Below are 14,554 nucleotides of genomic sequence, written 5' to 3'. Positions count from 1 at the left end.
ACTAGCATAAATTACAAATTGTGTACCAAGCTCATTTAGCTTATAGCAAACTTTAATCACAAATAGCGTTAAACTATATCCTGCCAACATTTTTCTTGATAAAATATTACTAATATTATTTTTCATCCGAGATTATTTCATGCCAAATTATGTTGTTGGTCACAAGATACCTGACTCAGACTCTATCTGCTCAGCCATCGCTTTATCCTATTTAAAAACGACTTTAGGAGAAGAAACTGTTCCTGCTCGTTTAGGTGAGCTTACACCAGAAACCTTATTTATTTTAGATAAGTTCGGTTTTGAACAACCAGAGCTTAAAACAAGTTACGCTGGTGAAAATATATATATTGTTGATCACTCTGAACGTACACAAGGGCCAGATGATATTGATGAAGCTACTATTTTAGGTATTATTGATCATCACAAACTAGGTGACATTACTACTTCAACACCATTAGAAATTTGGGTGCGTCCTGTAGGCTGTACTAACACTATTATTAAAATGATGTACGATTTTCACGGTGTAGAAATTCCTAAAAATATCGCCGGTGCTATGATGTGTGCCATTTTAAGTGATACGGTTATTTTTAAATCTCCTACTTGTACTACCGCTGATATTAAGTGTGTTGAAGCCTTAGCTAAAATTGCGGGTATTGACAATCCAACAGATGTAGGCATGGAAATGTTTAAAGTAAAATCAGCTGTTGATGGAACACCGGTACGAGATCTTGTATTACGTGATTTCAAAGATTTCAACATGAATGATAATCTTGTTGGTATTGGCCAATTAGAAGTCATTGATTTAGCTATTTTTGATGATATGAAAGCTGATTTAGAAGCGGATATTGCTAAGCTTAAAGCTGAAGGTAATCGCCATACTGTTATGCTTTTATTAACAGATATAATGAAAGAAGGCTCAGAGTTACTAGTTATTAGTGACAATGAAAATTTAGCCGAAGCTGCTTTTGGTAAAGCAACTACCGATGGCAAAGTATGGCTTGACGGCGTACTCAGTCGTAAGAAACAAGTTGTACCACCTTTACAAGATGTTTTTGCTTAATCGCTAATTTCAACTAATTAAATTATTTGAAATACAAAAAAACCAGCAGTTGCTGGTTTTTTTATATCTAATCATTAAAGGTTGAGTCTTTATTATCAAAGGTAATAAGTATTTATACCAGGGGAAAGCACAGAGTTGACGCTAGTCATTACTCTATACATTCGATACTTCGCCTTTCAGGTTATCCTTCGGGTGTTCATATTATTACCCGAAGAATTTGTGAGTACTTTCAATACAATTAATAAAGGGTTTCAACAAAAATATTAGACTCTTTCGAATACAGTTGCTATCCCTTGCCCTAACCCTATACACATAGTGGCTAAACCAAGACTCACATCTTCACCTTCCATTAAGTTAATCAGGGTTCCTGAAATTCGCGATCCTGAACAACCTAACGGATGACCTAATGCGATTGCACCACCATTCAAGTTAATTTTATCCATTTGATCTTCTACTTTTAAGGCTCTTACACAAGAAAGTGCTTGAGCAGCAAAAGCTTCATTAAATTCAAATAACTCAATATCTTCAATAGATAGACCTGCACGTTTTAATGCTTTTTTCGTCGCTGGTACCGGACCAAAGCCCATGGTTGATGGATCGCAACCAGCAACCGCCATTCCACGAATTTTCGCACGAGGCGTTAATCCCAATGCTTTGGCTTTCGCTGCTGACATCACTAACATTGCTGAAGCACCATCAGAAAGCGCAGAAGATGTACCTGCCGTTACGGTACCATTGGCAGGATCAAACACTGGACGCAAAGCAGATAAGCTTTCAGCGGTAGTTTCAGGACGAATTACTTCATCATGTTCCACTAACGTCAACGCACCTGAAGCGTCATGACCTTGCGTTGCAACAATTTCATTATCCCAACGACCAGCCAATTGTGCTTCATAGGCTTTTTGATGAGAGCGAGCACCAAATGCATCTTGCATTTCACGCGTTATACCATGTTGCTTACCAAGAAGCTCAGCAGTTAACCCCATGTTACCAGAAGCTAAGGCGATGTGCTTATTTAATGCAGGATCAAAATCAACATCGTACATCATAGGTACGTGACCCATATGTTCAACGCCACCAATTAAAAATACATCACCTTGGCCACACATAATGCTGGTACTTGCTTGATGCAATGCTTCCATAGAAGAACCACACAAACGATTGACAGTAACACCACCAATAGATTTTGGTAAACCAGCAAGTAAAGATGCATTACGTGCAATGTTAAAACCTTGCTCTTTGGTTTGTTTCACACATCCCCAGATAACGTCTTCGATATCTTCAGGATTTAATGCTGGATTACGTTTTAAAATTTCTTTCATTAAATGCGCTGATAATGCTTCAGCACGTACATTACGAAAAACACCGGCTTTAGATCGCCCCATTGGAGTTCGTATGCAGTCTACAATTACAACTTCGTTCATTTTATTCTCCTCGGGTTAAGCGTTAGTTTTAACGTCTGTAGTGAAGTAAGATTTACCAGACTTAGCCATATCACGTAAACCATCTGTAACTTGATATATTTCACCTAAGTGAGCATATTTATCAGCCATAGCAATAAAGTTATTTAAACCTAATGTTTCTAGATAACGAATCGCACCGCCTCTAAATGGTGGGAATCCTACACCATAAATTAAGCCCATATCAGCTTCAGCTGCAGTATCAACAACACCTTCTTCTAAACAACGTACCACTTCATTTACCATTGGAATCATCATACGTGCAATAATTTCTTCACTAGTGAAGTCTTTTTTAGCAGCACAGTGTTGAGCAAATAGTTCATAAGCAACAGGCGCAGCAACCTTCATTGGGCGACCACGTTTGTCTTTCATATGATCATAAAAGCCGGTACCATTTTTTTGACCTAAACGATCATTAGCATATAACGTGCTTACAGGATCATTATCAATTTTGGTCATTCGTGTAGGGAAACCAGATGACATAACACCAGTACAGTGATCCGCGGTATCAATACCAACAACATCAAGCAGATATGCTGGCCCCATAGGCCAACCAAATTCTTTTTCCATCACTTTATCAACCGCAGTAAAGTCTGCACCTTCAAGTACTAATTGACTAAAGCCAGCAAAGTAAGGGAATAAAACACGGTTTACATAAAAACCAGGGCAGTCATTAACAACAATTGGTGATTTACCCATTTTAGCAGCATAAGCAACAACAGCAGCAACCGTTTCATCAGAAGTATCTTTACCGCGAATCACTTCTACTAATGGCATTTTGTTTACTGGGTTAAAAAAGTGCATACCACAAAAGTTTGCAGGACGTTTTATACTTTGTGCTAATAAGTCAATTGAAATAGTAGACGTATTAGATGTAAGAATAGCATCTTCACTGATTACCGATTCAACCTCTGCTAAAACCATACCTTTAATTTTAGGGTTTTCAACAACCGCTTCGACAACAATATCAACATCTTTAACGCTGTCATAACTAAGAGAAGGTGTAATGTTATTAAGTACGCCTGCCATTTTCTTAGCATCCATACGTCCACGTTCAACTTGTTTCGTTAAGATGCCTGTCGCCGTTTTTAAACCTAGGTCTAGCGCTTGATCATTAATATCTTTCATAATGATAGGCGTGCCTTTGTAAGCAGATTGGTAAGCAATACCACCACCCATAATACCAGCACCCAATACAGCAGCTTTACTCACAGACTTGGTCGCTAGCTTACTTGCTTTTTTGGCTTTACCTTTAATAACTTGATCTGCCATAAACAAACCAATTTGCGCAGTTGCTTCGTCAGTTTTTGCTAATTTAGCAAACCCTGCATTTTCTACCGCCATAGCACCAGCACGATCTAAACCTGCAGCCGCAATTAATGTATTAATCATCACCATTGGTGCTGGATAATGCTTACCTGCTTTTGCTGCAATCATGCCTTTACACGTAGTTGAAGACATGATCATTTCTGTTTGAGATAACGTTAATGGCTCTAATTTAATCTGACGTTTTGCACGCCAATCTAATTTTCCTGCAATAGCAAGTTTAAGCATGCTAATAGCAGCTGAGCGTAAACTTTCTGGTTTAACAACCGCATCAACAAGTCCTTGTGAAAGAGCCGCTGACGCTTTAAATGCTTTACCTGTAGACATCCACGTTGCTGCATTATCGAAACCAATTATGCGAGGTAATCTAACAGTACCACCAAAACCTGGCATTAAGCCTAACTTCACTTCAGGAAGTCCGATACTAGTATTAGTATCAGCAACACGATAATCACATACTAAAGTCATTTCACAACCACCACCTAAAGCAATACCATTAATGGCTGCAATAGTAGGTAACTGAATATCTTCAAATGAATCGAAAACATCTGAAGCACTTTTAGCCCAAGAAACTAATTGTTCTTCTGGTTGATTAAATGAACTTAAAAATTCAGTAATATCGGCACCAACAATAAAGGTTGATTTTCCAGACGTAACCATCACGCCTTTTGCATCACTACAATTATTAATTGCCGCCACAACAGCCTTATATTCTTCAAAGGTTGCTTGATCAAATTTGTTTACTGATCCTTGAGCATCGAACTTAAGTTCTACAATGCCGTCTTCTAGTAACTGGGCTGAAAGGCTCTTGCCTTGATATATCATGCTTTGTCTCCTTCACCTAAAAGTGGTGTTGATGTATTGATGATTATTGATGTTGTTCTATATTTTTTAGTCAATTTTCTCATACCAAAAAGTATAGATAACTAATAATAGCTGACTGAGTGTGCCTTGAAATATAATGAATAGCAAATTTATTTAAACGATTGTTTTAATCGTTTGTATTAATTTCATTTTAATAAGCTTAAGCTGCTGTTTTTTATATAAAGATATAAGGCACAGCTATCAGATAGAAAATTTGTTTCTGATTAGCAATTGACGTAGAGTATGGCTAAGCTCTTTACTATCCAACGGTAAAATTCATTTATGATCAGTTTTTTTAAACGCTTTAATCAACCTGAGCACTTATTATTAGCGATGGCTTTTATCATGCCGCTAGTCTTTTCTGTATGGATGGTACTACTCAATAATTTTGTAATAGAAAAAGCAAATTTTACTGGTGTCGAAATTGGTATATTACACAGCTTGCGTGAAATACCTGGCTTCTTAGCTTTTACAGCAATTTATGTATTACTCTTTATTAAGGAGCAGCGACTCGCATTAATTGCTTTAGCTATAACTAGCTTAGGGGTATTGTTAACCGGTTTTTTCCCGAGTGTCGCAGGCCTATATATTACAACTATATTGATGTCAGTTGGTTTTCATTATTATGAAACCTTGAGCCAATCATTAACTTTGCAATGGATCGATAAAGATAAAGCGGCACACTTCCTCGGTAAAATGTTATCTATGAAAGCAATCGCTTCGCTGCTCGCTTTTTCGAGTATCTGGCTATTAATGGAGCACTTTAACTGGTCTTATCAACTAACCTATACCTTATTTGGCGGTATGGGCTTATTATTCACATTAATACTGGTGTTATCCTTTAGACACTTTGAAGCAAAAGTAGAGCAAACAAAAAAAATTGTCATCAGAAAACGCTATTGGCTATTTTATGCTCTCACTTTTTTCAGTGGCGCCCGCCGACAAATTTTCGTTGTTTTTGCTGGCTTTTTAATGGTAGAAAAATTTCATTATAGTGTTGCAGATATCAGCGCTTTATTTCTTATTAATTATGTTTTTAATTGGTTATTTGCCGCAAAAATAGGGAAATTAATTCGAAAAGTTGGCGAACGCTCTATACTACGATTTGAATACATTGGTTTAGCTATTGTATTTATCTGCTATGGCTTAGTAGAAGACCCCAACCTTGCAGCAGCACTATATGTTATCGATCATTTGTTCTTTGCACTTGCTATCGCAATAAAAACCTATTTTCAAAAAATTGCGCAACCCGAAGATATTGCAGCAACCGCAGGGGTAAGTTTTTCTATTAACCATATTGCAGCTGTTGTAATTCCTGCGTTGTTAGGAATATTATGGATTGTACAACCTACGTGGGTATTCTATATAGGAGCTGGATTTGCACTATGCTCTTTATGCTTAGCTATGCTAATTCCAGACGAACCAGCACAAGGGAATGAAATACGTATAGCGAGTAACGCTCAGGTAAAGTAATGACAAAAAATGAAGAGTCTTGAATTATTAGGTAAAGTTAATAGTCGCATTATTTAGGGCTACTAACTTTGCGTTTTAATTCATATGGAACCTGATATTTAAACTAACTGTAATATCAGTTTAATGGTTAAGTATGGCTTTTAAGAAACGTTAAAAATTCATCAGAAGGCATTGGCTTGGCGTAATAAAAACCTTGTACTTCATCACAACCTAATTCAATTAATCTTTCTTGCTGCTCAATTTCTTCTATCCCTTCCGCAATTACCTTTAAGTTCATCTTTTTACCTAAATCGATAATTGTTTCAGCAATTACCGACTGATCTTTTTGGGCTATATCACCTATAAAAGCACGATCGACTTTAAGACGATCTAAAGGAAGCTTTTGTAAATAACTCATTGACGAGAAACCAGTACCAAAATCATCAAGTGCAATACTAATGCCTTGCCCTTTCAATTTAACTAGCGCATCAATGACTACTTCAGGATCATCCATTAAGATATTTTCGGTAATTTCTAACTCTAGTTTACAAGGCAGTATTTGATGTTTTTGCGTTGCATTTAGAACGATATCCACAAAATTACAACACCTGAATTGAGGTATAGACACATTTACAGAGATAGTAATATTGTTGAATTTTTCTTCTTCTAGCAGTTTAATTTGCGAACAAGCTTGATTAATAACCCACTCACCAATTTCAACAATCAAACCTGAGTATTCCGCTAATGGAATAAAAACTGCGGGAGAAATAAAGTTACCATCAATTGTGCGCCAGCGAAGCAAGGCCTCAGCACCAATAACTTTACCTGAGCTTAATGATAATTGTGGTTGATACCATAATTCAAGACGTCCCTCTGAAAAATCATTTCGCAGTTGTCTAATCATATTTAAACGCCATTGCGTTTCATCTTCTAACTCAGGATTATAATAAGCAAAATGTGTTTCACGTTTTTTCTTTGCCAGATTTAAAGCAATATTAATTTGATTAAGTACTTTTACCCCACTACTACTGGCATGTTCTTTTGTACAGAAACCAAAACAGGCATTTATCGGCAGTTTTTGCTCACCAGCAGTGAATGGGTGTTCAAATAACGCCAATAAAGCATCAGGCGTTACCATTGTTTGAGAGCCAATAATACCGAATACATCGGCGCCCACACGAGCAACTTGACAGTTACTGCATAAACTTTGCAGTCGCTGAGATACCGCAGATAGTAATTGGTTACCTATATTCTGCCCTAAAGCGTCATTAACATCGCTAAAATGATTTAAATCAATAAGTGCAGCAACATAATCATTAGGTGCATCTTTACTAAAAGTCTCCAGCATACGAACAAATTCTAACCTATTCGGTAAATTAGTTAGCCAATCTTTATACGCTGCACTTTTAAGCTTTTGAAACAAATGTACATTTTCATAACCTATAGAAACACCTGTTACAAATACTTCTAATAATTGTCTTTGAATATCTCTAAGTGGTTCCGTTAAGGTTAAATAGGCAACAGCACGACATCCACCTCTGGCAATATATAAACAAAGAGAATCATTAAAGTATAGATGCTCTTTTTGCATATAACACATTTGTATATGTTGATTAATTTGTTCGTTATCCAGAGTCGCTAATTTTTGATTAGGTAAAGAGGAAGAAAAATCTTGCTGCGCGATAATATAAAGACTTAAGTCATCGGTATTGTCTATTATACCCTGCCCTCTAGCACAAAATAGACCTTGAACATCTTGATTTATCAGCTGAGTTAATTGCTTTAACGTGCCTTGCGCATATTCTACTATAGAATGTAACTCAAGAAGGCTAGAAGAGCCTGACACGATTTTCTCTAGGCCTAGACTGCCTTCTGTAACCGTTGCTATTTGTTGATAAGAACGAATAGCGGCATAAACAGTAGTAACCAGCTTACGCCGTGTTAACTCTGTTTTGGTTTTGTAATCATTTATATCATATTCTTTAATAACACTTTCTTCAGGTGCGTAACCTGGTTGGCCTGTTCTTAAAACAATACGTATATCTTGGCGGTTTAGTGATTCACGAATATATTTAACAACCGCTAAACCAGCACTATCAGTTTCCATGACTACATCAAGTAATACCAAAACGATGTCGGGGTTACTTTCAATAACTTGACAGGCATCCTGACCGGAATAAGCATGAAAATACTCTAAACGTCGGCCTAGCACTATTAAATCTGATAAGGCTAATTGAGTAACTGAATGAATCTCAGGATCGTCATCAACAATCAGAACCTGCCAGACTTCATCACCAGTGCCTTCTAAAACCTCTTCTTCATCACTATCATCGATAAATAGAAAGTCGTCTTGTGAGTTGTCTGATGCGTGCATATTGTCCTTAAGCAATTAGCTTGTGGCTAATTAAAATTAAATTTCTATCAATTATTTATCATTGTACTTAGGTATTCTATAACTATAACTGAACTATACCTTATTGCTACTTTTTTGAAGCATTCTTTCGTTTTTTTCATTCGAACAATGTTAGTTTAGCTAAATATTCCTTTTTGTTGCACATATTTTAATAGGTTTCACGTAACGTTAGTTGTTAAAAACCTATCTATTGTGACAAATTAATAATAAAGTCGTTAAGATAATACAGAAATTATTAACTTATTTTTCAGATAGTTAATAAATACAAATCTAGCACAAAATTATATAATAAAAGTCATTTTGACAAATTTCAATAAACCCATACAATAAAATTATATTTATATCGCTATATGCATGGTCATATATTATTTTATATCAATAAATAACGGTAAAACCTACACTTATATTGATATTACTAAAATATTTTTTAGTATGGAGTATTAACTTGAAACCAGATACATCAGATGTTGTTGTCATTGAACAAACTGAAGATAATCAACGCAACTTGCCGATTGAAGAAACTACAATTGGTAATAGCATTGAAACACCAGCACATAAACAGTTTTTTAAAATAACTCAATTATTCGGTGTAGAAGCCCCTTTACTCCCCCCTGAAAAACAAATGCCACTTCAAGATCGTAGTACTAAGCGTCAAAGATTAGCAAGCCTGCGAAAACAAGAAAATATTGAAGAGATCATGGTAAAAACTTTTGCATTTTGTGCAAATAAACCAATAGATAAAAGACCCGATTTAGATTGGTTTAATCAATACATTAGCTTAGCTGAAAATATTAGTAACGCCACAATGCAAGATTTATGGGCCAAGATACTTGCCGGAGAATTAGCTCGCCCAGGCTTATATTCACTGAAAGCATTAAAAGTTTTTCGAGATATGAGTATTGTAGACGCTAAATTATTAGCAAAAGCTTGTTCTTTAGCGGTAAAAGATAATAGTAAGAAAAATATTCGTATTATTTCCGGCTCTTATCAACAACCAGGACTATTCAATTTTTTTAATCAGGAAAGGCAGCAGTACATAAATTTAAGTCATTTTGGTTTAAATTATGCTGATATATTATCTTTAGCGGATAACAAGTTAATTTTTAAACAAGAAAGTGAATCAAGCATGATGAAAAGTGGCGAAGTACTTAATTTTTATTATAATGGCGAGCCGCTCACGCTAAGCAGTAAGAAGAATAATATTGCCTTGCAGTTTTATAAATTCACAGCTATTGGTGCCGAACTAGCAAACTTAATTATTGATAAACCAAACAAAGAATTTTTTTCTATATTAAAACAACAACTAACCCACCACTTTAACGTAGTGAGTAGTAGTTAATCTTACTTAAATTCCGTCACCGTCGGTATGTAAACCACATTCACGTTGTCCACCACCAAAGCGTGTCTCTTCTTCAGTCATACCTAAGGTTAATGGTCTTGTACTATGGACATCACCTACCGACACATAACCTTGATCCCATAATGGATGATACGGTAAGTTATACTTAGTTAAGTACTGATGAACGTCTTTATTGCTCCAATCAATGATTGGATGCACTTTATAACGACCACGTAATGTACCGACAACACCTAAACCTTGACGATGTTCTGATTGTTGACGTCGAACACCTGAAAACCACGTTTGTGCATTTAGCTCAGTTAAACCACGCTCTAGTGGTTCAACTTTATTACGACGATTATAAGCTTTCAACGCTGCATCCGTCGATGCCCATTCTTCGCCATATTTAGCCATTTGCCACGCAGCACTTTCTTTCGCTTGATACACTTTCAAGTTTAAGTTTAAGCGCTCAGTTAACTGCTCAATAAATTGATACGTTTCTGGAAATAAATGTCCTGTATCAGTTATTAATACAGGAATATTGCTATCCACCTGCGTTAATAAATGCAACATAACTGCCGATTGAATACCAAAGCTTGATGATAACACAAATGCACCTGGCAAGTTTTGCATTGCCCATTCAGCACGTTCTTGCGCTGTTTGTTTTTCAAGTGCAATGTTCCACTGAGCTAATGCTGGATCAGGAAACTCAAGTTCGGTGGCTAGTGCTGTTTTAAGCATGATGAAAATCTCTAAAACTAACGATTACTTGCTCAACAATTCCGGCACGAATAACGAAGTCACCAAAAGCTTCACCTTCGTTACGCTCTGCAGCCCAACGAGCACTGAGGCCATCGATTTCACTTAATACACCGGCTTCATCAACGTTCTCTTTATAAAGCTTAGGTACACGAGAACCTGCTAAATCACTGCCTAAATACATGTTGTATTTACCTGGACCTTTACCAACAAGACCAATTTCAGCAAGCATCGCTCGTCCACAGCCATTTGGACAACCCGTAACACGTAAAATAATGCTATCGTCTTGCAAACCATTTTTAGTCAGAATTTTTTCCACATCATCTACTAAACCAGGTAAATAACGCTCTGCTTCAGCCATCGCTAATGGACACGTTGGAAAGGCAACACATGCCATAGAGCTTTTACGTTGCTTAGAAACACCATCATTAATTAGGCCATGATCACGTGCTAACTGTTCAATAATTGCTTTATCCGCTGCATCTACACCGGCAACAATAAGGTTTTGGTTTGCAGTTAAACGGAAATCACCTTTATGTATTTGTGCTATTTCACGCATACCTGTTTTTAATGCTTTAACATTCGTACCTTCAAAATCAAGAATACGTCCATTCTCAATAAATAAGGTTAAATGATGTTTACCATCAATGCCTTCAACCCAGCCAAAGTTATCACCACGGTGAGTAAATTCATATGAACGTGAATCTGAGAACTTAACACCCGCTCTTCGTTCAACTTCAGCTTTAAATGTATCAACACCAACACGATCTAACGTGTATTTAGTTTTAGCATTTTTGCGGTTAACACGGTTACCCCAGTCACGTTGCGTAGTCACAACAGCAGCCGCAATCGCTAACGTGTGCTCTTTTGGGATAAAACCAAAATCATCAGCACAACGTGGATAAGTCGCATTATCACCATGAGTCATGGCTAAGCCACCACCAACAAGTACGTTGAAACCAATCAACTCACCATTTTCACTAATAGCGACAAAATTCAAATCATTGGCATGAACATCAATATCGTTATTTGGTGGAATAACAACCGTTGTTTTAAATTTACGTGGTAAATAATTACTACCTAAAATAGGCTCTATTTCTTCATCTTCAGTAGTTTCAACACGCTCTTCATCCAACCAAATTTCAGCATAAGCACGCGTTTTTGGTAACAAATGTTCACTGATCTTTGTTGCCCATTCATACGCTTCTTGGTGTAATGAAGACTCAACCGGGTTAGATGTACAAAGCACGTTACGGTTAACATCACCAGCCGTTGCAATTGAATCTAAACCGACACTATTTAATGTTTGATGCATTAACTTAATGTTTGGCTTTAATACTCCGTGAAACTGAAACGTTTGACGTGTAGTTAAACGAATACTGCCGTATGAAGTGTAGTCATCAGCAAATTTATCAATCGCTAACCATTGGCTTGGCTTGATAATACCGCCAGGTAAACGCGCACGAAGCATAACATTATGTAATGGCTCTAACTTTTGTTTCTGACGCTCAGCACGAATATCACGGTCGTCTTGTTGATACATTCCATGAGTACGTATCAACTGGAAGTTATCGCTAGTAAAACCACCAGTAATTCTATCTTGTAGATCTTCTACAATTGTACCTCTAAGGTAATCGCTTTCCGCTTTTAAGCGTTCGTTATCAGCCTGCTTACCTTCAACAATTAGTACAGGGTTTTCAACTTTTGTGAAATCGTTGCTCATTAGTAAACATCCTTCTGGTAACGCTTATTAGATCTAAGTGATTTTAAGTAATCTTCGGCTTGTTCTGTGCTTAATTTGCCATGCTCTGCAATAATTTCTATCAAGGTTTGATGAACATCTTTCGCCATACGGTTAGCATCGCCACAAATATATAAATGTGCACCACGCTCTAACCAAGCAAAAACATCGCTAGCTTGTTCTTTTAATCTATCTTGTACGTAGATTTTTTCTGCTTGGTCACGAGAAAAAGCAACATCCATACGTGTAAGTAAGCCAGATTTTAAATAGTTCTGCCATTCAACTTGATATAAGAAGTCTTGTGTGAATGTTTGATCACCAAAGAACATCCAGTTATCGCCCGTAGCATCACGCGCTTCACGCGCCTGCATGAAAGCTCTAAATGGTGCGACACCTGTACCTGGGCCAATCATAATTACTGGCGTGTCATCAGACTCTGGTAAACGGAAGTTGTCATTATGCTCAACAAAAACACGTACTTTTTGGCCTTCTTCTAAACGGTTTGCTAAGAAGCCTGAAGCACCACCAGTACGACTTTCACCATTAGCATCAAAATTAACCACACCAACAGTTAAATGAACTTCTGCTTCAACTTCAGCTTGTGCTGAGGCGATAGAATATAAACGTGGCGTAATTTTACGTAATGCATCAACAAAGGTTTGTGCATCAACATCCGCCTTAGCTATTTTCACTACATCAATAATTTGATGTTCGCCGGCAAATTCACGCGCTGAATTTTTATCGCTTGCAACTTCTGTTAACTTAGCGTCTTTAGACTGTAGAGCCCAAAATTCAATAAACGCAGGCGCTGTTTGTGTAATTTCTAATTGACTGATTAAGACATTCTTTAAGGTAAACTCTTGTACTTCACCTGATACTTTTAGCGACACTTTCTCATCGCCTGAGAAACTAAGTTCACTCAATAAGTTATCAACAAGTGCTTCATCATTTTCAAACCATACACCTAACGCATCACCTACTTGATAAGTTAAGCCAGATTCGCCTAAGTCAATTTCTATGTGACGGACATCTTTAGCTGAGTCGCGGCCAGTAATTTTTTGACTTAATGAAAACTCTGCCGCTAATGGGTTTTGTTTAGAGTATTGACTTGCAGCCCCCGCTGTTGGCAAGTTATCAAAGCCACCAAGACTTGCAGTAGTCGTTGTAGCTGGTTGAGTAAGCTCGTCTTTTAATGATTCAATAATGCTTGAAGTCCAAGCTTCACAATCACTATCGTAATCAACATCACAATCGACACGAGGAGCAAGTTGCTTAGCACCGAGAGCCTGTAAACGTTCGTCGAAATCTTTACCTGTTTGACAGAAAAATTCGTAACTGCTATCACCTAACGCTAATACGCTATAGCTTAAGTTAGGTAATTTAGGTGCTTTTTTACCTAATAAAAATTCATGGAATTCAATAGCGTCGTCAGGTGCTTCACCTTCACCATTCGTACTGGCAACAATTAATAGGTGAGTTTCATTTTTTAATGATGACTTAGCTTTATAGTCAGCAGTATTTTTTAATACCACAGAAATGCCGGCTGCTTTAGCGCTAGCGGCAAGTTTACTCGCCACACCTTTAGCATTACCAGTTTGTGAAGCATATAAAATAGTTAAGGTTTTCGCGGCAACAGCAGCCAATGGCGCTACCGGTGAAATCTGTGCGTTTGCACCTTGCTCACTTTTTGCAGCTAAATAACCACTTGCCCAAGCAAGTTGTAATGACGAATAACCAGATGTAGCTTGTTGTAGTAAAACAAGTTGATTAGCATCAAGTGAACTTGATACTGTATTTGAATTTTGCTGCTCTTGTGGCATAAGAATATTCACCCATAACAATATATGAGTAAATGATAGACAAAAACAAATAAAACCAAAAAGAATAGATAGACGTTTATTATTCCAAAAAAGAATATAGGAATAGTAAAAGTTAATAGAACCTGAAACTAGTTAATCTTATCGGGAATGAGAATATTCTCGATATTCTCATTTATGGCTAAATTTTCATCTATAGCTGAATTCTCAATTATAGTGATGAATGCGGAAGACGTCTAGATTCTTTGTCGTAATAGTTAAGTTAAATTCATACCATTTGGCTGATTTAAGTAAATACGGATTATTAAATGTAAAAAGTACTT

General features: G+C 36.8%; 9 protein-coding genes. 3 read left to right on the top strand and 6 right to left on the bottom strand.

Annotated elements, in window-relative coordinates; all coding sequences use genetic code 11:
• Positions 1-139 precede the first annotated feature (139 nt).
• Positions 140-1,060, top strand: a complete 921-nt coding sequence (locus tag Q4503_RS09430; RefSeq protein ID WP_215972149.1) for a manganese-dependent inorganic pyrophosphatase — start codon at positions 140-142, stop codon at positions 1,058-1,060.
• 263 nt (positions 1,061-1,323) lie between these two features.
• Here Q4503_RS09430 and fadA read toward each other — a convergent pair whose 3' ends face one another.
• Together fadA and fadB are read right to left on the bottom strand one after the other, a co-directional pair.
• Positions 1,324-2,484 carry an acetyl-CoA C-acyltransferase FadA gene (fadA, locus tag Q4503_RS09425; protein WP_215972150.1) on the bottom strand — a complete coding sequence of 387 codons (1,161 nt, stop codon included), beginning with the start codon at positions 2,482-2,484 and terminating at the stop codon, positions 1,324-1,326.
• Positions 2,485-2,499: 15 nt separating this feature from the next.
• A complete protein-coding gene (gene fadB, locus Q4503_RS09420) occupies positions 2,500-4,671 on the bottom strand; it encodes a fatty acid oxidation complex subunit alpha FadB (protein WP_303602107.1) in 2,172 nt (723 codons plus the stop codon).
• 321 nt (positions 4,672-4,992) lie between these two features.
• Between fadB and Q4503_RS09415 the strand changes: the two genes are divergently transcribed.
• Positions 4,993-6,183: an MFS transporter gene (locus Q4503_RS09415; RefSeq protein WP_303602106.1), complete on the top strand. Its 1,191-nt coding sequence runs from the start codon at positions 4,993-4,995 to the stop codon at positions 6,181-6,183.
• A gap of 127 nt (positions 6,184-6,310) precedes the next feature.
• Here the strand turns inward: Q4503_RS09415 and Q4503_RS09410 are convergent, their stop codons facing one another.
• Positions 6,311-8,536, bottom strand: a complete 2,226-nt coding sequence (locus Q4503_RS09410; protein ID WP_303602105.1) for an EAL domain-containing protein — start codon at positions 8,534-8,536, stop codon at positions 6,311-6,313.
• A gap of 484 nt (positions 8,537-9,020) precedes the next feature.
• Between Q4503_RS09410 and Q4503_RS09405 the strand changes: the two genes are divergently transcribed.
• Positions 9,021-9,914 carry a TIGR03899 family protein gene (locus tag Q4503_RS09405; RefSeq protein WP_303602104.1) on the top strand — a complete coding sequence of 298 codons (894 nt, stop codon included), beginning with the start codon at positions 9,021-9,023 and terminating at the stop codon, positions 9,912-9,914.
• Positions 9,915-9,920: 6 nt separating this feature from the next.
• On the opposite strand, the gene Q4503_RS09400 is transcribed toward Q4503_RS09405, so the two are convergent.
• Genes Q4503_RS09400 through Q4503_RS09390 form a run of 3 tightly spaced genes read right to left on the bottom strand, consistent with a single transcriptional unit; the run spans position 9,921 to position 14,234 of the window.
• Positions 9,921-10,655, bottom strand: coding sequence for a phosphoadenylyl-sulfate reductase (locus tag Q4503_RS09400; protein WP_303602103.1), 735 nt, complete (start codon positions 10,653-10,655; stop codon positions 9,921-9,923).
• Positions 10,648-12,396: an assimilatory sulfite reductase (NADPH) hemoprotein subunit gene (cysI, locus tag Q4503_RS09395; RefSeq protein WP_303602102.1), complete on the bottom strand. Its 1,749-nt coding sequence runs from the start codon at positions 12,394-12,396 to the stop codon at positions 10,648-10,650. The genes Q4503_RS09400 and cysI overlap by 8 nt, the downstream gene beginning before the upstream one ends.
• Positions 12,396-14,234: an assimilatory sulfite reductase (NADPH) flavoprotein subunit gene (locus Q4503_RS09390; protein ID WP_303602101.1), complete on the bottom strand. Its 1,839-nt coding sequence runs from the start codon at positions 14,232-14,234 to the stop codon at positions 12,396-12,398. Before Q4503_RS09390 ends, cysI begins: the two co-directional genes overlap by 1 nt.
• Positions 14,235-14,554 lie beyond the last annotated feature (320 nt).

The sequence above is a fragment of the Colwellia sp. 6_MG-2023 genome (genome assembly GCF_030547765.1).
Lineage (GTDB): Bacteria > Pseudomonadota > Gammaproteobacteria > Enterobacterales > Alteromonadaceae > Colwellia.
This window is presented reverse-complemented; position numbering and strand designations above follow the sequence as displayed.

Coding starts and splice junctions, on each gene's coding strand:
- Q4503_RS09430 (WP_215972149.1), top strand. CDS start 140: ATGCCAAATTATGTTGTTGGTCACAAGATACCTGACTCAGACTCTATC.
- fadA (WP_215972150.1), bottom strand. CDS start 2,484: ATGAACGAAGTTGTAATTGTAGACTGCATACGAACTCCAATGGGGCGA.
- cysI (WP_303602102.1), bottom strand. CDS start 12,396: ATGAGCAACGATTTCACAAAAGTTGAAAACCCTGTACTAATTGTTGAA.
- Q4503_RS09390 (WP_303602101.1), bottom strand. CDS start 14,234: ATGCCACAAGAGCAGCAAAATTCAAATACAGTATCAAGTTCACTTGAT.
- Q4503_RS09415 (WP_303602106.1), top strand. CDS start 4,993: ATGATCAGTTTTTTTAAACGCTTTAATCAACCTGAGCACTTATTATTA.
- Q4503_RS09400 (WP_303602103.1), bottom strand. CDS start 10,655: ATGCTTAAAACAGCACTAGCCACCGAACTTGAGTTTCCTGATCCAGCA.
- Q4503_RS09410 (WP_303602105.1), bottom strand. CDS start 8,536: ATGCACGCATCAGACAACTCACAAGACGACTTTCTATTTATCGATGAT.
- fadB (WP_303602107.1), bottom strand. CDS start 4,671: ATGATATATCAAGGCAAGAGCCTTTCAGCCCAGTTACTAGAAGACGGC.